Below are 18,069 nucleotides of genomic sequence, written 5' to 3'. Positions count from 1 at the left end.
GGCTACAGCGCGACCGGCACGGTGCGGGCATATTGCAGCTTGCGGCCATGCCCTGCATCGGTGCCGCCCGCCGGGCCCGCCGCCCCCCGGGTCCACCACAGATCGAAGGCCAAGGTGTTCGCAACCGGATCATGGACCGGCACGAAGGACGCCTTGTAGAGGCAGGCGGGGCGCGGATGCAGCAGGGGCGTCAGGCTCCATTCGACCTCGGTCCAGGACCCCGGGGCGAAGATCCCGAAATAGAGGTTCCCGTCCTGGCGGGAATAGAGCAGGCAGACCAGCCGGTCGCCCACCCATTTCACCTCGTGGTGATGCGGCACCCGGAACAGGTCCAGCGGGATCTGTGCCTCGTCCAGCGTCCAGGGCCCCTGCAGCGCGGGCGCCGTCCAGTGATGCATCGCGGGCCGGTGGATCGTCCACATGTGCCACAGGCCGGTGTCGGGATCGAAGATCATCGTGGGCGACAGCATGATGTTGCGATCCGCCGGCATCCGCATCAGCTCGGACGGCTCGGACCAGCGATGGCCGTCGCGCGTCGTGCGGCACTTGAGCACCACGTCGGAATTGGCCACCCCCGGATCGCCCTCGGACCGGGGCTCGTAGGACCGATAGCCCACGACCAGCACCCCGGCGACCGGGTCATGGGTGAGGAAGGTGTCGCTGTTATAGGCGCCCTGCACCGGCTTGCGGACATCCAGCGGCTGCGGCGCATCGGCCAGAAGCGTCCAGTTCAGCCGGTCGTTCGAACCGTAGAGGAAGGGATCCTCCAGCGCGGGACCCGTGGGATAGGCGGTGATGGCGCAGAGATAGCGATAGCCGCAGACATCGACCGGCAACTCCACCATGCAGGGATGGATGACGTTCTCGCCCGGGGCATAGGTCGTCTGGAGGCTGGCGGCATAGGCCAGGCCCGCCGTGGCCACGCGCCCCAGCCAGCCGGTGCCGGGCCGGAAGTCCGGATCGCGATACAGATCCAGCGGCGCCGGGGCCCCTTGGTCGGCGAGGGCCTTCAGGGCATCATGGGCCTGCGGGGCGGGACGGCGGTCCAGCGGACAGGGCGCGGGCGCCAGCGGGGCCGGGCCCGCGGCCTGCACCGGGCCGATGACGTTCGAGGCGACCCATCGCCGCCCCGTGGCGGGACCGCGCGCCCGCACCCGGAGCCAAGCGCCCCGAAGGTCCTGCCCGATCGGAAGGCCGGGCGACCGGGCCCCGGGAATGGGCGTCCAGCCCTCGCCGCCCAGACCGGTGTCGTGGCGCTGCCACTGAACATCGGCGATCAGGCCGGCCGCGCGGCCCAGATCGACGCTCAGCAGGTCCTCTGCCCGAGGCTGCCCGCGAAGGGTCGGAAGGACCGGCACGCCGTCCAGCGCGAAGGCCCGTTCCACTCCCCAGAAAGGCTCGCGGTCGTACAGCGCCGCCATGCGGCAGGACCGCGACCGCAGAACCAGCCAGCCAGCCTCGACGGTCAGCGCAGACGCGCCCGGACCGGGCCGGAAGGTCGCCCCGAGGGGGCGTTCCTCGCCGCCGTCATCCTCGGGCTCGGCCAGATCGACGCGCCGCCACCACCGGCCATCCGCGTCCTTCAGCCGCCGGTTGGTCTCCTGACCGCTGCGCGGCCCCGCCTCGGGCAGCCAGACGCGCAGGCGCGGCACATGGGTCACCACCAGACCGCAAGCGCCGGGGATGGTCTGCGCGCGCGGCGTGCGGTCCCGGACGGCGACGGGGTTCAGGGCCGAGATCAGCCGGATCTGGTCGATGATCGCGGGCGCCACCTGGTCCGGGGCGGTCCCCTGCGCCAAGGCCGCCAGCGGAACCCGCTCTGACGCGCCCCAGCAGGGATAGCCCTTGAACAGCGGATCGTCCGGCTGATTGGGGCCGCGAATGACCAGATCGCCCTCCTCCAGCGAGAAGATGCGGCGCAGGCCGGGCCGTGGCGGGGCCGCCAGCACAGCGTCGCGCGAGGGAAAGAACCGGACCGCATGGGCCAGAAGACCCGGATCCAGATGCGCCACGACCTGCGCCAGATCGGCCGGAGGGGGGGTGCGGAACGGGGCCGACAGCGCGGACCAGACGGTGTGCAGGGCATCCGATCCCGTTGCGAGGCGGCCAGCGGGCGCGTCCATGGTCATGCCTGGACTCTTCCGCCGTCTGGCCGAACGCCGCGATTCGCCTGAAAGGATGCGCGCAGCGGACCGTCCTTCAACCGTGGGATGACAGGAAGATGCTGGAACGCCAGCTGTCTTAGAGAAGAAAACATCACCAAATACCCAATTCGAAAGATCAAGACGCCCTTTCGCCCGATCGCCGCAAATCACGCTCCGGTTGCCGGAAAAAAGGCGCTTTAAACCACCGGACACCAGACAGTTCATTATATCAAGTTTCCCAGGGGTGCGAGACCGGCGGCAAACTGTCTTTTCCTGCAGCTTCGCAAAATAAGGACCTATCGCTTTGGATAGGTCGCAGCTGTGCAATTTAATCTTTGATAATTACACGCCAATGTTTTCCTGATCTTTTGTACAGGTGCGCTGATCTCGACGTTTTGTATGAAACGGTTTAGATCATTCTCATCTGATCGCCCTTGTTTTGCTGGCCATGCCAGAGGGCAGAGCCGGGGGCCGGGGTCGGCGTTCGATCCTTTGATCCTTAAATGGTGGGTGATTTTTTATGCACGAAAAATGGCGTTTGCCCCCGGCTGACATCCTGCATGTTCCGACATTGCACGGGAATATCTCCTATATCGGCAGATCGCCCAGCTGGATCGTCCGCAAGGTCGAACCTGCCGAAATCCGCGCCTTCGCGGCCAGCGACCACGACGAGCTGCAGGCGCTGCAACAGACCTCGATCAACCGCCGCATGGAGATCCTGCCCAAGAATGCGCTGGAGGTCCGCAGCTCTCCGGTGGTGCTGCAGAACGCGCGCTTTGCGCATGGTCTGGTGACGCTGTCGGGGCGGTTCTGGCTGAACGGCGCCTCGGGCAACCGGGCCCGCAAGAAGTTCGAATCGGCCAATCCCGCCAAGGGCGAGGACAGCCCCCATATCGCCCTGCTGCGGGAATCGCGCGATCACCCCATGTCGCCGATGCCGGTCTATGATCCGGCGGACGCCGCCGATCTGGACATCTCGATCGAGCTGAAGAACGGCTTCAATTACTACCACTTCCTGACCGAGACCCTCGGCTCGCTGGCGCATTACCTGGATGACAGTTCGGGCAAGCCGATCTCGCTGCATTTGCCTGACAATTCGATCAAGGGCTTTCTGCGTCGCTTCATCGACGCGATCTATCCCAGCCTCAGCCCCCGCGTGCAGTTCGTCGTCAAGCCCACGCGCTTCGATGCGGTGCGCTCGGTCTACAGCCATCAGCACTATCTGTCGGCGGTCAACGACCCCACGGTCGACCAGGCGCTGCGCAACGAGGGCACCGATCCCCTTTGGATGCAGATGGCCACGGATCCGCTGCATGTGAAGAAGGCCTGCATGCAGTCCTACGAATCCAGCCTGGGCCTGCTGCGCAAGGTCGCCCTGCTGCAGATGGAGCTGGCCAATATCGGCCAGACCCCGCGCCTGATCTGGATGGATCGCGACGAGGGCGGCGAGGCGCGTGCGCGCGGCATCAGCGGCCACGAACCTCTGCTGGCCGAACTGACGGCCCGGGGCTTCCAGAAGGTGGTCTTCGAGCGGCTGTCCCCGCTGGAGCAGATCGCGACCATGAACCGGGCCGACATCGTCATCGCGCCGCATGGGGCGGGATTGGCCAACATGGTCTTTGCCAAGCCCGGCGCCCGGGTGATCGAGCTGGGGAACCGCCAGATCCAGCTGCACAGATGGGGCGATTTCTTCAAATGCGCGCATGTCTCGCGCTGCCGTTACGACACCGTCTTCGCGGATATCGAAGGCCATGACGATCCGACCACGAACCCGCCGATCTCGGCCGGGCTGCTGGGCATCCGGATCGGCGCGCGGGCCAAGGACCGCATTCTTCAGATCGTCGATGAAACCCTCTCGCAGCCCGATCGCTCCGTCTTCGGCGATCACGGCGGAGCAATACAGAGCGCCTGATCCCCAGCATGCCTTTCAAGACCCCTGCGCGCCACGGCGCGCCCTCTGCGCATGGGTCTTCCCTGGCGGTGATCATCGTGAACTACGGCACCGCCGATCTGACGATCGCGGCGATCCAGAGCGTGCTGGACCGCCACCACGGCGGGCGCCGGGTCCAGATCCACGTCGTCGACAATGCCTCGCCCGAAGACGATGCGCGCCTGCTGGCCCGGCATCATGCTGCCCAAGGCTGGGGCGCGCGGGTGACGCTGTGGCTGGAACCGGTGAACCACGGTTTCGGACGCGCCAACAATCTGGTCATCGCCGCGCTTCAGGCCCGGGCGGACGCCCCCGATTACATCTTCCTTCTCAATCCCGACGCGGCACTTGAAAACGAGGCGCTGGAAATTCTGGCCGACCGTCTGGACGCCACGCCCGGCGCGGCGGTGGCCGGGGCCGGGATCGCCTTGCCCTCGGGGCGGCAGGTGACTGCGGCCTTCCGCTTTCCCTCGGCCCGCGCCGCCTTTGCGCAGGCCACCAATTTCGGTCCGATCACCCGGCTCTTCGGCGCCCGGCTGGTGCCCCTGCCGCCCGATCATCCCGACGGTCCGGTCGATTGGGTCGCGGGCGCCGCCGTCCTGATCCGCCTGTCGGTGCTGCGCCGGACCGGGGCCTTCGATCCGGACTTCTTTCTGTATTTCGAAGAGGTCGAACTGATGTTCCGCATCCGCCATGCGGGCCATCAGGTCCTGTACGTGCCTGCTGCCCGCGTGCGCCATGCCGAGGGCGCGGCGACCGGCGTGAAGGAGGATGACGGCCCCCGCAAGCGGCCTCCGGCCTATTGGTACGAGTCGTGGGGCCACTATCATCTCAAGACCTCGGGCCGGGGCGGGGCGCTGCGGGCGGCGCTTGGCTGGCTGGCCGGGGCGGCGCTCAATGCCCCCCTGGCCCGCCTGCGCGGTCAGGCCCCGGGCCGACCCAAGGGGTTCTTTCGCGACTTCCCGCGCCATGCGGCCAGGGCGCTGATGCCGGGATGGCCCCAATGACCCGCGAGAACTGGAAGATCCGGGCCGCCGATGATGTGCGCTTCGTCCCCGGCCGGGGCCATCCGAATGCCAACCCCGAAGGCATCGGCATGGCCGCGCTGATCGCCGAGGATTACCGCAGCCATGACCGCGACTGGTTCTCGGAAGGGTTCTGGGCGCTGTTCTGGCACCGGTTCGGCAATTGGCGCATGGGGCTGCCCAAGCTGCTGCGCGCGCCGATGACGCTGCTCTATCGGATCATGTTCCGGTGGGTCTCGCGCTCGACCGGCATCTATCTGCCCTACACGGTCCGGGTCGGGCGTCGCGTGCGGCTGGAGCATTTCGGCGGCATGATCCTGGTGGCGCAATGGATCGGTGACGACGTGACGATTCGCCAGAACACCACCTTCGGCATCGCCCGCCGAGATGCCCTGGACGACCGCCCCGTCATCGGGGATCGGGTCGAGGTCGGGGCGGGCGTCGTGATCCTGGGGGCGGTGTGCATCGGCGAGGATGCGATCATCGGCGCGAACTCGGTCGTGCGCCGCGACGTCGCCCCCGGCGCCATAGTCGGCGGCGTTCCCGCGCAAGAGATCGGCCGGACCAGACAGCCCAAATGACGCCTCAGCGCCTCTGAAAGACCCGCTGCCAAGCTTGATCGCAGGACCAGGTCGCGATCCTCAAAACCAGCATCGTCGTCAGAAGAAGGGAAATGGTGCACCCGGAGCGATTCGAACGCCCGGCCCCCAGATTCGTAGTCTGGTGCTCTATCCAGCTGAGCTACGGGTGCAACATGAGGGTGGAATTAACGGGAGGTCCGGGGGGATGCAAGGGCCAAAGGGCAAAAAAGATGAAGTCTTTTTGACAGTCCGGGCCCGACGGTCGCGAGCCCTGCAGACGGCCCCCGTCCCGCCCCGCTCAGCGCGTGGCCTCGGCGCCCACGGCCAGGCCGCGCGGAATGTGGATGCAGAACTGGCTGCCCTCGTTGTCGCTGCGCAGCAGGTTCAGGCGGCCGCCATGGCCGCGTATCAGATCGTCGGCGATGGTCAGGCCCAGGCCCGTGCCGCCCCGCCGGGTGCTGCCGGTGAAGGGCTTGAACAGGTATTCGCGGGCGCGGTCGGGCAGGCCCGGGCCGCTGTCGCAGACCTTGATCCACCAGTCGGTCTCGCTCTCGCCGGCGCCGATCTCGATCGTGCCGGGCTGGCCCGTGGCCTCGATCGCCTGACGGGCATTGCGCGACAGGTTGGCCAGCACCCGGTACAGCTGGTCGCGGTCGGCACGGATGGTCAGGCTGGGCGGGATGTCGGCCAGGAACTCGACATGGCCGGCCGTCTCGCCGGCCAGCGCCTCGGCCTCGATCACCTCGGCGGCCAGCTGCGCCAGATTGAAGCGCGACAGCGTCGGCGCCGGTTCCTCGGCCTTGCCGAAGGCCAGGGTCGTCTCGCAGAGGTTCACGGCACGGGTGATCGACTTGACCAGCTTGGGCGCGGCACGGCGCACGGCGGGATCGGCGCTGTCCTCCAGACGGTCGGCGAAGATCTGGGCCGTGGTCAGGATGTTGCGCAGATCGTGGCTGATCTTGGCCACCGCCTGACCCAGCTGGGCCATGCGCTCCTTCTGCTTCAGCGACGAGGTCACGGTCTGCTGCATGGATTGCAGCGCCGATTCCGCCTCGCGCAGCTCGGCCAGCCGGGCATCGGGGATGATGATGTGGCGCCCGTCCTCGGGCGCGCTGGCATAGGCGGACATGTGGCTGATCACCCGCCGGATCGGCACCAGAATCAGCCGCTGCGCCGCCAGGAACAGCAGGACGGCGGTCAGGATCGAAAACGCCGCCGACACGGCCAGCAGCCGCAGCCCGTAATCGATCATCGCCAGACGCAGCGGCGCGGTCTCCATGGTGATCTCGATCAGCTGTCCGGCCTGGTTGACCGGGGCGCCGATCACCCGGATCACCTGGTTCTGCCGGTCGGCCAGGGCGGCCAGCGAATCGTCGATGGTCTGCAGCACGCCCTCGGTCCGCAGATCGTAGGTCGCGGCGATGGGCCCGGGGATGCGCGAGGACAGGACCAGCTGGCGGACATCGTCGCGCCGCAGCACGACGTTGAAGACGCCTGCGGTCTGCAGCAGCTCGGATTCCAGATCCAGCGCGATCGACTCGTCCGTCGCCAGCAGCGCGAGGCTGGCGATCTGCGCGCGCTCCAGGCGGCTTTCCAGGTAATCCAGCCGGAATCCGGCCAGCGAGGGCAGCAGAATGAACAGTTCCGCCAGAAGGACGAACATGGTCGTCAGTGCAGCGAATCGGCCAGAGATCGTGTTCGGTCGCATCTTGTCCGGGGTTATGTCGGGGCGGAGGGCACTTGTCAGCCGCGCCATTGCGGGATGTCACATCAAACGAATGTGATTGCGAGGGGGTTCCCTGCACGCCCCGGACAGCGTTTTCGGGTTTCGGCGGTTGACGTGGGCCGTCATTGGCCCTAATCAGCGGGCTTCGAAACAACCGGCGCCGTGGCGCAGGGCAGTTGCGTGCAACCTGCCCTGTTCTGGTGCCCCCCGCAAGAACCGACCCGGAGACTGACCATGAAGCGCACCTTCCAACCGTCGAACCTCGTTCGTGCGCGCCGCCACGGCTTTCGCGCGCGCATGGCCACCAAGGGCGGCCGCCGCGTTCTGAACGCCCGCCGCGCCAAGGGCCGCAAGCGTCTGTCGGCCTGATCCTTCCGGATCCGGTCGGTGGCCACGGCCGCCTTATCGAAGGCTTGCGACATGCCGCCATGCCATCATCCCGATGACACTCAGTCCAGGGATGATGGCATGGCGGCATGTCGCATGTCCGGCCCCGACCGCTTCCCGATGCCGCCCGTCCTGCGCCAGCGCGCCGAGTTTCTCGCGGCGGCCCGCGCCCGGCGTCAGGGAATGCCCGGGTTCCTGCTGCAGGCCCGGCGCCGCGAGGATGACGGGCCCGCGCGGATCGGCTTCACCTGCTCCAAGAAGATCGGCAATGCCGTCGCGCGCAACCGCGCCAAGCGCCGCCTGCGCGAGGTGGCGCGGCTTGGCCTGCCAGGGCATGGCCTGCCCGGATGGGATTACGTCCTCGTCGGTCGCCCCGAGGCCACCATCGCCCGCGATTTCGCCGAATTGCGCGCGGATTTCGCCCGCGCGATGGACAAGATCCACCGATGAGCCCGCTGGCGCGCCTTCTGGCCCTGCCGGTGCGCGGCTATCGTCTGGTCGCCTCGCCCTGGGTCGGGCATGGCTGCCGGTTCCAGCCCACCTGCTCGGCCTATGCGCTGGACGCGCTGGCCCGACATGGGGCCCTGCGCGGCGGCTGGCTGGCGCTGCGGCGGATCGGGCGCTGCCACCCCTGGGGCGGGCATGGCTATGACCCGGTGCCCGGCGCCGATCCCGATCACGAAAGGGCCCGCGATGCTGGACGACGCTGACACGACCGAGATCCATCCGCTGTTCGCCGGCGCCCCGCAGAGCACCGAGTTCCGCAAGCTGCGCAAGCGCCTGATCCGAGAGACCCGCGCCGCGATCGAGGATTTCGCGATGGTCCGCCCCGGCGACCGTTGGCTGGTCTGCCTGTCGGGCGGCAAGGACAGCTATACCCTGCTGGCCGTGCTTCACGAGCTGCAATGGCGCGGGCTGCTGCCGGTGGACCTGCTGGCCTGCAACCTGGATCAGGGTCAGCCGAACTTTCCGGCCACGGTGCTGCCCGAGTTCCTCAAGGCACGCGGCGTGCCGCACCGGATCGAATATCGCGACACCTATTCCATCGTGACGGACAAGGTACCCGCCGGGCGGACCTATTGCGCGCTCTGCTCGCGGCTGCGGCGCGGGAACCTCTATCGCATCGCCCGCGAGGAGGGCTGCTCGGCCGTGGTGCTGGGCCATCATCGCGACGACATGCTGGAAACCTTCTTCATGAACCTGTTCCACGGCGGACGGCTGGCCACCATGCCGCCCAAGCTGCTGAACGAAGAGGGCGACCTGACCCTGCTGCGCCCGCTGGCCTATGTGGCCGAGGCCGATTGCGACCGCTTTGCCCGGGCCATGGCCTATCCGATCATCCCCTGCGATCTGTGCGGCAGTCAGGACGGGCTGCAGCGCGTGCAGGTCAAGCGGATGCTGGACGAATGGGAAACGCGCAGCCCGGGGCGGCGGCAGGTGATCTTCCGGGCGCTGATGAACGTGCGCCCCTCGCATCTGCTGGATCGTGAACTGTTCAATTTTTCAGGACTTCTGGCGCCAGAACCGACCGGGATCGCGGGGGCGGTGCCCGTCCTCGGCGATCCCAAGCCCGGCCATTAACACACCGACAAGACATTTGCCCTAATTCTGATGCCGGTGATTCCGTGAAAGGTCCGGCATGTCGATGAACGTAACCCGCCTGTTCTCGCCCCTTCGCAGCCTTCTGGGCCAGTCGGATCAGGCCCGCGACGTGTCGCGCAGCCTGCTGCTGCTGCGGCTGGAAAACACCCGGACCCTGGGCAGCTTTCTGGACCGCCTGGCCATGCAGCACCTGCTGGAGCATTTGACCCAGACCCTGGGCCAGGCCGTGCGGCCCTACGATCCGGTGCAGCTGGCGGCGCCGGGGCATTTCTCGGTGCTGCTGCACAATCGCACGCTGCGCGATGCCGCCGCGGTCGCCCGGCGCCTGCTGCTGCAGGGACAGGGGCCGGTCTCGCTGGCCGGCCAGCAGGTGACCCCGGTGATGACCGGCGTGCTGATCCATGCCGATGCCCCCGACCTGCCCCCGGTCGCCGCCATGATGGAGAATGCCCGCCAGCGCATGCAGATGGTGGCCGAGGCCGATCTGGGGCGGCTGTCGCTCTATTCCCACGACCCGCAGCTCTGCGGGCCGCGCCTGCCCTCGACGGTCAGCGACGCGATCGTGGCCGGGCAGATGGTCGCCTGGTTCCAGCCGCAGATCTGCTGCAATTCCGGCGACATCTCGGGGTTCGAGGCCTTGGCACGCTGGCATCATCCGGTGCATGGCCTGCTGACGCCGGGCGCCTTCCTGGCGCAGATGACCCCCGCCGATCACAATACCCTCGCGCTGTTCATGCTGGCCCAGGCCCTGTCCGCGCTGCGCTGCTGGGACGAGGCCGGGTTCCAGGTGCCCACCGTCTCGATCAACATCTCGAATTGCGAGCTGTCCGACCGCGGCTTCGCCGACTGCCTTCTGTGGGAGATGGACCGGCACGACATCCCGCCAAGCCGCCTGGTGGTCGAGGTGCTGGAAAGCGTGGGGCCGATGACCTCCAATGCCGAGACCCGCGACAATCTGCGCCGCCTGGCCCGCGCCGGTTGCCGGATCGATCTGGACGATTTCGGCACGGGCTATGCCAGCCTGGATGCGATCCGCCAGTTCGGCATCAACCGCATCAAGATCGACCGCAGCTTCGTGACAGGCTGCGATCTGGACGAGGGACAGCAGCGCATGATCCTGGCCATCCTTGCCTTGGCCGAGCGGCTTGGCCTGTCGGTCCTGGCCGAAGGGGTCGAGACGCGCGAGGAATTCGCCTTCCTGTCGCAGATGGGCTGCGACGAGCTGCAGGGCTATGCCATCGAACGCCCGATGCCGCTCAGTGACAGCTGCGCCTTCCTGGCCCGCCACCGGCAGGCCGCCGCCGACCTGCCGACCATCGCCTGGCGAGGCTAGGGGCGCGGCCCTGCCCGCCTTCCTGCCGCCACGTCATCCCGGTCCCTGCCCGGGGCGCCCTGCCCCCGTCCTTGCGCGAATTCCCTTGCAATCCTGCCCCGAATGGCAAATGCGCTTGACCTTTAGGGGTGCGTTCTGTTGAACCGGCCCGACTGACGCGATGACAGTGGTGACCGAATGGAAGACAACAACCGCAATCTGATCCTGGCGACGGTCCTGTCGTTTCTGGTGATCCTGGTCTGGTATACGGTCTTCGCCCCCGAGCCGGTCTCCGACCAGCCCTCGGGCGTTCCCTTGGCCGAGCAGAGCGTCGGCGACCAGCCGCTGGCTCCCTCCGTGCCCGGCGCCACGACGGCGGCCCCCGCCGATCTGGCCGCCGTGCCCGAGACGGCGGAACCGGCCGGGCGCGTGGCGATCCAGTCGCCGGCGCTGGCAGGGTCGATCTCGCTGGCCGGCGGGCGCATCGACGACCTGCTGCTGACCCGCTATGACGAGACCCAGGACGACGGCGCGCCCGACGTGCGCCTGCTGTCGCCCTCGTCCGCCACGGCGGATGACCGCGTCAACATCAACGTGACCCAGCCCTATTACGCCGTCTATGGCTGGACCCCCGGGCCGGGCGTCGATGCCGCCCTGGTGCCCAATCCGGCCACGGTCTGGACCCAGGAATCGGGCGATGTCCTGGCACCCGGCCAGCCGGTCACGCTGGCTTGGGACAACGGGGCGGGGCAGATCTTCCGCCGCAGCTTCGCCTTGGATGAAAACTATCTGTTCAGTGTCTCGCAGAGCCTGGAAAACAACGGCGATGCCGCCTTCGCCGCCGCGCCCTATGGTCTGATTGCCCGGCACGGACGCCCGCAGACCGAGAACTTCTTCATCCTGCATGAAGGCGTGGTCGGGATGCATGACGGCACCCTGATCGAGACCAAATACGATGCCATGACCGAGCTGGACCCGATCGCACGCGAGGGCCGGGCCGATGTCTATGAGATCGGCGGCAATGGCTGGATCGGCTTTACCGACAAGTACTGGATGACCTCGCTGGCGCCCGCGCCGGGGCAGGCCTTCACCGCCGTCGTGAAATATGTCGACGGGGCCGACATCTATCAGACCGAAGCCCGGTTCCCGATGCAGACCGTCCAGCCCGGCACCTCGCTGTCCGCCGACAGCTACCTGTTTGCCGGTGCCAAGGTGTGGGAGGTCCTGCGCGACTACGAGGCCACCCCGGGCATCGAGGGTTTCGTCGATTCAATTGACTGGGGCTGGTTCTACTTCCTGACCAAGCCGATCTTCCAGCTGCTGCATTTCCTTAACAGCTATATCGGCAACATGGGCTGGGCGATCATCGCGCTGACCTTCGTGCTGAAGACGCTGGTCTTCCCGCTGGCCCGCAAATCCTACATCTCGATGGCGAAGATGAAGGAATTGCAGCCGCAGATGGAGGAGATCAAGACCCGCACCGGCGATGACCGCATGAAGTTCCAGAAGGAAGTGATGGAGCTGTACAAGCGCGAGAAGGTGAACCCCGCCGCGGGTTGCCTGCCGATCCTGCTGCAGATCCCGATCTTCTTCTCGCTCTACAAGGTGATCTTCGTCACGATCGAACTGCGGCATGCGCCTTGGCTGGGCTGGATCCAGGATCTCTCCGCCCCCGATCCCTCCAGCCTGCTGAACCTCTACGGGCTGCTGCCCTATGGCGTGCCGGCGCAGGGGACGCTCCTGCATTCGCTGACCCTGCCCGCGCTGGCCATCGCGCTTGGCATCAGCATGTGGCTGCAGCAGCGGCTGAACCCCGCGCCCACCGATCCGGCGCAGAAGATGATCTTTGCCTGGATGCCGTGGATCTTCATGTTCATGCTGGGCGGCTTCGCCTCGGGCCTGGTGCTGTACTGGATCACTAACAACGTGATCACGATCCTGCAGCAATACACGATCATGACCATGCACGGCGCGCGGCCCGATCTTCTGGGCAACGTCAAGTCCTCGATCCCGACACGCAAGCGCGTGGCGCAGGCCAAGCCCGGCGACAAGGGCAAGGGAAAGTGACGGCGCATCTGGCCCTGATCCGCCGCCATCCGATCAAGTCGGTCGGCGGAGAGGGGCTGGACGAGGTGACCCTGCAGGCGGCCCGCCGCCTGCCCGGCGACCGCGAATGGGCGGTCCTGACCGAGGCGGGCGAACGCCACGCCCTGAGCCATCAGACCGACGGGCAGCCGGATCGCTGGCTTCCCAAGTCCTGCTTCCTGCGCGGCGTCGTCTCGGCGGATCTGCAGGCCGTCACCGGCGGCTGGTCCGAGGGGCGGCTGACCCTGTCCCATCCCCGCCACGGCAGCCTTGACCTGGATCCCGCCACCGAGGGCGCGCGCCTGATCGACTGGCTGCGCCCGCTCTGGCCCCAAGGCGCGCCCGCACCCTCGCGTCTGGTGCGCGGAGCGGCGATCTGGACCGACCAGAAATGGCCGTGGATCTCGATCCTCTCGTTGGCCAGCCTGCGCGATCTGGAAAGCCGCACCGGGCAGTCCTTCGGCACGCATCGCTGGCGCGGCAATCTGTGGGTCGAGGGCTGGGCCCCCTTCGCCGAACGCGACCTGATCGGCCAGTCCCTCCGCATCGGCGCGGTCGAATTTCGCATCGCCGCCCATGTCGGGCGCTGCGACGCCACCAGCGCGAATACCGATACCGGCCAGCCCGACATCGACATGGTCGCCACGCTGGACCGCCTTTACGGCCACACGGATTTCGGCGTCTTCGCCGAGGTCGTCACCGGCGGCCCGCTCCGCCTTCAGGATCAGGTCTCCGCATGAAAGTCGCCTTCCCCACCGCCCCCGATCCCGATCCCGAGGCCGCCGAGGCCGCGCGCCTGCTCTTCGCGGGCCCGGTCGATTTTGTGAAGGGCGTCGTCCACATGGACGGGTTGCCGCCCCCGAACCGCCCCGAGGTCTGCTTTGCGGGCCGCTCGAACGTGGGCAAGTCCAGCCTGATCAACGCCCTGACCGGGCGCAAGGGGATCGCGCGCGCCTCCAACACGCCGGGCCGCACGCAGGAGATCAACTATTTCGCCCTGGGCGAGCAGGCCTATCTGGTCGACCTTCCGGGATACGGCTTTGCCAAGGCGCCCCTGGCGATCGTCGCCAAGTGGCAGGCGCTGCTGAAATCCTATCTCGCCGGGCGCCAGACCCTGCGCCGCGCCTTCTGCCTGATCGATTCGCGCCACGGCGTGAAGGATGTCGACCACGAGATCATGACGCTGCTGGACCGGTCTGCTGTCCCCTTCCAGGTGGTGATGACCAAGACCGACAAGCTGGGCCCCAACGCGCTTCTGCCGGTGCTGGACCAGGTCCGCGAGGCCCTGCAGAAGCACCCCGCCGCCTATCCCGAACTGGTGGTGACCAGCTCGGAAAAGGGCCATGGCATCGCCACCCTGCGCACGATCATCGCCGGGCTGGACTGATCCGTCCTGCCGTCCTAGGGTCGCCCCCGTCAACACGGGGCTTTTCAGGATGAGAACGCAGAACATGAACCGGGACTGGATCGCCACCGCTCGCACCCTCTCCGAGGCGCTGCCCTATCTGCAGCGCTATTCGGGCTCGGTCGTCGTCGTCAAGTTCGGCGGCAATGCGATGGGCGACGACGAGGCGATGGCCGAGTTCGCCCGCGACGTGGTGCTGATGAAGCAGGTCGGCATGAACCCGATCGTCTGCCACGGCGGCGGCCCGATGATCAACGACCTGCTGGCCAAGCTGGGCATCGAAAGCCGCTTCGTGCGCGGCAAGCGCGTGACCACCAAGGAGACCGTCGAGGTGGTCGAGATGGTGCTGTCCGGCCTCGTCAACAAGCGCATCGTCCAGGCCATCAACGACGCGGGCGGCCGCGCGGTCGGCATCTCGGGCAAGGACGACGACATGATGGTCTGCGAGGCCGACGATCCCGAACTGGGCTTCGTCGGCCGCCCGGTCGAGATGAACGTCCAGATCATCCGCGACCTCTATACCGCCGGGATGATCCCGGTCATCGCCCCGGTGGCCACCGGGATGGAGGATAACGAGACCTTCAACGTCAACGGCGACACCGCCGCCGGCGCCATCGCGGGCGCGCTGCAGGCCGACCGCCTGCTGCTCCTGACCGATGTGGCGGGCGTCAAGGATGCCAGCGGACAGGTCGTCACGCAGCTGCATCCCGATCAGGTCCGCGCGATGATCGACGACGGCCAGATCGCCGGCGGCATGATCCCCAAGACCGAGACGGCGTTGAAGGCGCTGAAGGACGGCGTCCGCGCCGTGGTGATCCTGGACGGGCGCGTGCCCAATGCCTGCCTGCTCGAGCTGTTCACCGAACATGGCGCCGGTTCGCTGATCCGCACGACCGAGCCCCGCGTGAAGCCGCGCGGCCTCCGGCAGGGCGAGGTCGGTTTGTGACCTGACTGCTTGCCGGACCGGCAACGCCTGTGGCAGGCTGCTGGAACTGACGGCATGGCACAAGAGGCAGACCCTTCATGACCCCACTCGGACACCGACGCCTGATCCTGACCCGCCATGCGAAATCGGCCTGGGACGACCCCCTGCTGGACGACCATGACCGGCCCCTGAACGACCGCGGCCGCCGCTCGGCGCGCGCGCTCGGGGACTGGATGGCCAGCCGGGGCTACGAGCCCGAAGAGGTGCTCTGCTCCTCCTCGGCCCGCACGCAGGAAACCTGGGCGGTCCTCGCCGGCGCGCCGCTCGAGGTGCGCCCGGTCATGCGGATCGAGCCCGGCCTCTACCAAGCAGGCGCCGACCGGATGATGGCGATCCTGAAGACCGCGACCATGCCCACGGTGATGATGCTGGGCCACAATCCCGGCATCTCGGACCTGGCCGCGCTCTTGCCGGCCCGCCTGCCGATGGATCCGGACTTCCGCCGCTATCCGACCGCCGCGACGCTGGTCGTCGACTTCCAGGTGGACGCGTGGGACCAGATCCGCCCCGGCGAGGGCAGCGTGATGGATTTCATCCGCCTCGACGGCCGCATCTGACCCCACCCCTGCGACGGTCCACAAATATCCCGGGGGGAGCGCAGCGGGGGGCAGAGCCCCCCTCCCCCTGCGCCGTCAATGCCCCAGGATCTGGCTGAGAAACAGCTTCGTCCGCTCGGATTTGGGGTTGTTGAAGAAGTCGGTCGGGTTGTTCTGCTCGACGATCTGGCCCTGATCCATGAAGATCACGCGATTAGCCACAGCTTGGGCAAAGCCCATCTCGTGGGTGACGCAGATCATCGTCATCCCCTCTTCGGCAAGCGCGATCATCGTGTCCAGGACCTCCTTGATCATCTCGGGGTCCAGTGCGCTGGTCGGCTCGTCGAACAGCATGATCTTGGGCTGCATGCAGAGCGAGCGCGCGATGGCCACGCGCTGCTGCTGGCCGCCCGACAGCTGGCCCGGATACTTGTCGGCCTGCTCGGGGATCTTGACCTTCTCCAGGAACCGCATCGCGGTCGCCTCGGCCTGCTTCCTGGGCACCTTGCGCACCCAGATGGGCGCCAGGGTGCAGTTCTCCAGCACGGTCAGATGCGGGAACAGGTTGAAATGCTGGAACACCATCCCGACCTCGGATCGCACCTTGTCGATGTTCTTGATGTCGCTGGTCAGCTCGACCCCGTCGATGACGATATGGCCGGCCTGATGCTCCTCCAGCCGGTTGATGCAGCGGATCAACGTCGACTTGCCCGACCCCGAGGGGCCGGCGATCACGATCCGCTCGCCGCGATGGACGGTCAGGTCGATGTCGCGCAGCACGTGGAAAGATCCGAACCACTTGTTCATGTTGCGGATGTCGATGGCGATCTCGTCGCTGACCGTCATCTGGCTGCGGTCGATCTGGCGGGTGGTCTGTTCGCTCATGGCGCCGGTCCTTACCTGTGGTCACGTTGCAGACGGCGTTCCAGATACATCGAGTATCGCGACATGCCGAAGCAGATGAGAAAGAAGATGCCGCCCACGAAGATGAACGGCTCCCAGTAGATGCCCTTCCATTCGATATTGGCGCGCACCGCGTCCGACATGGATTTCAGCGGGTCATAGAGGCCCACGAAGGTCACCAGCGTGGTGTCCTTGAACATGCCGATGAAGGTCGAGACGATCCCCGGGATCGAGATCTTCAGCGCCTGCGGCAGCACGATCAGCCGCTGCGCCTTCCAGTAGTCCAGCCCCAGGGCGTCGGCGGCCTCGTACTGGCCCTTGGGCAGGGCGGCCAGGCCGCCGCGGATCACCTCGGCCATGTAGGCGGCGGCAAAGATCGTCACCATGATGATGACCCGCAGGATGATGTCGAAGCTGGTCCCCGGCGGCAGGAAATAGTTCAGCAGCAGCGAGGCCACGAACAGCAGGGTGATCAGCGGCACGCCGCGGATGAACTCGATGAAGATCACCGACAGAGACTTGATCAGAAACATGTCCGACTGCCGCGCCAGCGCCAGCACGATGCCCAGGGGCAGCGACAGCGCGATGCCCGCCACCCCGATGGTCAGCGACAGAAGGAAGCCGCCGAAGCGGTCCGAGCGCACCGATTCGATGGACAGCGACAGCATCCGCTCGGCATCGCCCGTCGCGTCCCCCGCGAGGACCATCCAGAAGACCAGCGTGACCAGGATCGCCGCCACCGTGGCCAGCAGCCCGGACACCCGCGACAGCAGCCTCCAGGCGACCCATCCCAGGGCCGGCCCGACCAGCACGAAGATCGGCCCCCACAGGCTGCCGCCCCATAGCAGCCACACCCCCAGCAGCGGGTAGAGGGCCGAGAAGGGCAGAAGCCAGGTGATGTTGCGCTCGGACAGGTAGCCGCCGCCGGCCAGCACCAGCACGGCAAAGGCCAGCCAGACCACCGGGGCGCCCAGCACCACCATCGCCCACAGTGTGACGACGGCGGTGATCGCCAGCACCACCCGGCGGATGGTCAGCGAGGCCGAGAAGAGCACCGGCGCCAGCGCGACCATCAGCAGCCCGAAGGTCATGGTCGGGCGCCAGTAAAGCTCTCTGGGATAGAAGCCGAACAGGTACTGGTTCCAGCGCTCGCGGATCACCGCGAAGCAGGCGCCGCGCGCAGTGTCGCCCCAGGTGGCGGTGATGATCTCGCGGCACTCGTTCAGGCTGGAGGCGTTCCAGACCGAATGGGCGAACCAGTCCCAGAAGGTCGCGATCAGGAACCAGACGATCAGCAGCCCCAGCAGGGTCAGGATCGTGTTCACCGGGCCCGAGAACAGATTCTCGCGCATCCATCTGACCGCCCCCGATTCGCGGATCGGCGGCGCGGCAGAAGGCAGCATCGTGTCGCGGACGAAGGGAACGGTCTGGGCATGGGTGTCGCTCAT

The 18,069-nt window shown here is 67.2% G+C and carries 17 protein-coding genes and 1 tRNA gene; 13 read left to right on the top strand and 5 right to left on the bottom strand.

Translation table 11 applies throughout. The features are described 5' to 3' along the window. Positions 1-2: 2 nt before the first annotated feature. Complete coding sequence (locus tag FA743_RS16915) at positions 3-2,129, bottom strand: hypothetical protein (RefSeq protein ID WP_136887257.1); 2,127 nt, start codon at positions 2,127-2,129, stop codon at positions 3-5. A gap of 586 nt (positions 2,130-2,715) precedes the next feature. On the opposite strand from FA743_RS16915, the gene FA743_RS16910 reads away from it, so the two are divergent. From FA743_RS16910 to FA743_RS16900, 3 genes are read left to right on the top strand one after another with little or no spacing between them, the layout of a single operon-like run. After that, entirely contained in the window at positions 2,716-4,056 is a 1,341-nt protein-coding gene (locus FA743_RS16910; protein ID WP_169308925.1) for a glycosyltransferase family 61 protein, read from the top strand. 8 nt (positions 4,057-4,064) lie between these two features. Next, the gene (locus tag FA743_RS16905; protein WP_136887255.1) at positions 4,065-5,081 is read left to right on the top strand and encodes a glycosyltransferase family 2 protein; all 1,017 of its coding nucleotides are present in this window, start codon (positions 4,065-4,067) and stop codon (positions 5,079-5,081) included. Continuing rightward, positions 5,078-5,680: a serine O-acetyltransferase gene (locus FA743_RS16900; protein ID WP_211242306.1), complete on the top strand. Its 603-nt coding sequence runs from the start codon at positions 5,078-5,080 to the stop codon at positions 5,678-5,680. The genes FA743_RS16905 and FA743_RS16900 overlap by 4 nt, the downstream gene beginning before the upstream one ends. A 93-nt stretch (positions 5,681-5,773) precedes the next feature. Here the strand turns inward: FA743_RS16900 and FA743_RS16895 are convergent. Further along, positions 5,774-5,850, bottom strand: a tRNA-Arg gene (locus tag FA743_RS16895). 128 nt (positions 5,851-5,978) lie between these two features. Further along, a complete protein-coding gene (locus FA743_RS16890) occupies positions 5,979-7,388 on the bottom strand; it encodes a sensor histidine kinase (protein ID WP_136887254.1) in 1,410 nt (469 codons plus the stop codon). A gap of 252 nt (positions 7,389-7,640) precedes the next feature. Here FA743_RS16890 and rpmH point away from each other — a divergent pair, with 252 nt between their 5' ends. The 10 genes from rpmH to FA743_RS16840 all read left to right on the top strand — a co-directional run bounded on the left by rpmH (position 7,641) and on the right by FA743_RS16840 (position 15,739). Beyond that, on the top strand, positions 7,641-7,775 hold the full coding sequence (gene rpmH, locus FA743_RS16885) for a 50S ribosomal protein L34 (RefSeq protein WP_028725980.1): 135 nt from the start codon (positions 7,641-7,643) through the stop codon (positions 7,773-7,775). Positions 7,776-7,874: 99 nt separating this feature from the next. After that, positions 7,875-8,243 (top strand): ribonuclease P protein component, encoded by a 369-nt coding sequence (gene rnpA / locus FA743_RS16880; RefSeq protein ID WP_136887253.1) that lies wholly within the window; start codon positions 7,875-7,877, stop codon positions 8,241-8,243. Next, positions 8,240-8,503, top strand: coding sequence for a membrane protein insertion efficiency factor YidD (gene yidD / locus FA743_RS16875; RefSeq protein WP_136887252.1), 264 nt, complete (start codon positions 8,240-8,242; stop codon positions 8,501-8,503). Before rnpA ends, yidD begins: the two co-directional genes overlap by 4 nt. Continuing rightward, positions 8,487-9,374: a tRNA 2-thiocytidine(32) synthetase TtcA gene (gene ttcA / locus FA743_RS16870; protein ID WP_136887251.1), complete on the top strand. Its 888-nt coding sequence runs from the start codon at positions 8,487-8,489 to the stop codon at positions 9,372-9,374. Before yidD ends, ttcA begins: the two co-directional genes overlap by 17 nt. Positions 9,375-9,432: 58 nt before the next feature. Continuing rightward, positions 9,433-10,728, top strand: coding sequence for an EAL domain-containing protein (locus FA743_RS16865; protein ID WP_136887250.1), 1,296 nt, complete (start codon positions 9,433-9,435; stop codon positions 10,726-10,728). Between the two features lie 177 nt (positions 10,729-10,905). Beyond that, entirely contained in the window at positions 10,906-12,774 is a 1,869-nt protein-coding gene (gene yidC / locus FA743_RS16860) for a membrane protein insertase YidC (RefSeq protein ID WP_136887249.1), read from the top strand. Then, a complete protein-coding gene (locus FA743_RS16855; RefSeq protein WP_136887248.1) occupies positions 12,771-13,532 on the top strand; it encodes an MOSC domain-containing protein in 762 nt (253 codons plus the stop codon). The genes yidC and FA743_RS16855 overlap by 4 nt, the downstream gene beginning before the upstream one ends. Further along, entirely contained in the window at positions 13,529-14,179 is a 651-nt protein-coding gene (gene yihA / locus FA743_RS16850; RefSeq protein ID WP_135313766.1) for a ribosome biogenesis GTP-binding protein YihA/YsxC, read from the top strand. The genes FA743_RS16855 and yihA overlap by 4 nt, the downstream gene beginning before the upstream one ends. Positions 14,180-14,243: 64 nt before the next feature. After that, positions 14,244-15,143, top strand: coding sequence for an acetylglutamate kinase (gene argB, locus FA743_RS16845; protein WP_136887267.1), 900 nt, complete (start codon positions 14,244-14,246; stop codon positions 15,141-15,143). Positions 15,144-15,220: 77 nt separating this feature from the next. Then, positions 15,221-15,739 carry a SixA phosphatase family protein gene (locus FA743_RS16840; protein ID WP_136887247.1) on the top strand — a complete coding sequence of 173 codons (519 nt, stop codon included), beginning with the start codon at positions 15,221-15,223 and terminating at the stop codon, positions 15,737-15,739. A 75-nt stretch (positions 15,740-15,814) separates the two neighbouring features. Here the strand turns inward: FA743_RS16840 and FA743_RS16835 are convergent, their stop codons facing one another. Then, a complete protein-coding gene (locus FA743_RS16835; protein WP_136887246.1) occupies positions 15,815-16,603 on the bottom strand; it encodes an amino acid ABC transporter ATP-binding protein in 789 nt (262 codons plus the stop codon). Between the two features lie 11 nt (positions 16,604-16,614). Beyond that, entirely contained in the window at positions 16,615-18,069 is a 1,455-nt protein-coding gene (locus FA743_RS16830; protein WP_136887245.1) for an amino acid ABC transporter permease, read from the bottom strand.

Origin of the sequence: Paracoccus gahaiensis, assembly GCF_005048225.1 — a bacterium.
Classification (GTDB): domain Bacteria; phylum Pseudomonadota; class Alphaproteobacteria; order Rhodobacterales; family Rhodobacteraceae; genus Paracoccus; species Paracoccus gahaiensis.
The sequence above is the reverse complement of the archived record's forward strand: the minus strand, read 5'-3'. Positions and strand labels throughout refer to the sequence as shown.

Excerpts from the sequence above, each read along its gene's own strand:
- FA743_RS16915 (WP_136887257.1), bottom strand. The coding sequence starts at position 2,129 with ATGACCATGGACGCGCCCGCTGGCCGCCTCGCAACGGGATCGGATGCC.
- FA743_RS16905 (WP_136887255.1), top strand. The coding sequence starts at position 4,065 with ATGCCTTTCAAGACCCCTGCGCGCCACGGCGCGCCCTCTGCGCATGGG.
- FA743_RS16900 (WP_211242306.1), top strand. The coding sequence starts at position 5,078 with ATGACCCGCGAGAACTGGAAGATCCGGGCCGCCGATGATGTGCGCTTC.
- FA743_RS16890 (WP_136887254.1), bottom strand. The coding sequence starts at position 7,388 with ATGCGACCGAACACGATCTCTGGCCGATTCGCTGCACTGACGACCATG.
- rpmH (WP_028725980.1), top strand. The coding sequence starts at position 7,641 with ATGAAGCGCACCTTCCAACCGTCGAACCTCGTTCGTGCGCGCCGCCAC.
- rnpA (WP_136887253.1), top strand. The coding sequence starts at position 7,875 with ATGGCGGCATGTCGCATGTCCGGCCCCGACCGCTTCCCGATGCCGCCC.
- yidD (WP_136887252.1), top strand. The coding sequence starts at position 8,240 with ATGAGCCCGCTGGCGCGCCTTCTGGCCCTGCCGGTGCGCGGCTATCGT.
- ttcA (WP_136887251.1), top strand. The coding sequence starts at position 8,487 with ATGCTGGACGACGCTGACACGACCGAGATCCATCCGCTGTTCGCCGGC.
- FA743_RS16865 (WP_136887250.1), top strand. The coding sequence starts at position 9,433 with ATGTCGATGAACGTAACCCGCCTGTTCTCGCCCCTTCGCAGCCTTCTG.
- yidC (WP_136887249.1), top strand. The coding sequence starts at position 10,906 with ATGGAAGACAACAACCGCAATCTGATCCTGGCGACGGTCCTGTCGTTT.
- yihA (WP_135313766.1), top strand. The coding sequence starts at position 13,529 with ATGAAAGTCGCCTTCCCCACCGCCCCCGATCCCGATCCCGAGGCCGCC.
- argB (WP_136887267.1), top strand. The coding sequence starts at position 14,244 with ATGAACCGGGACTGGATCGCCACCGCTCGCACCCTCTCCGAGGCGCTG.
- FA743_RS16840 (WP_136887247.1), top strand. The coding sequence starts at position 15,221 with ATGACCCCACTCGGACACCGACGCCTGATCCTGACCCGCCATGCGAAA.
- FA743_RS16835 (WP_136887246.1), bottom strand. The coding sequence starts at position 16,603 with ATGAGCGAACAGACCACCCGCCAGATCGACCGCAGCCAGATGACGGTC.
- FA743_RS16830 (WP_136887245.1), bottom strand. The coding sequence starts at position 18,069 with ATGAGCGACACCCATGCCCAGACCGTTCCCTTCGTCCGCGACACGATG.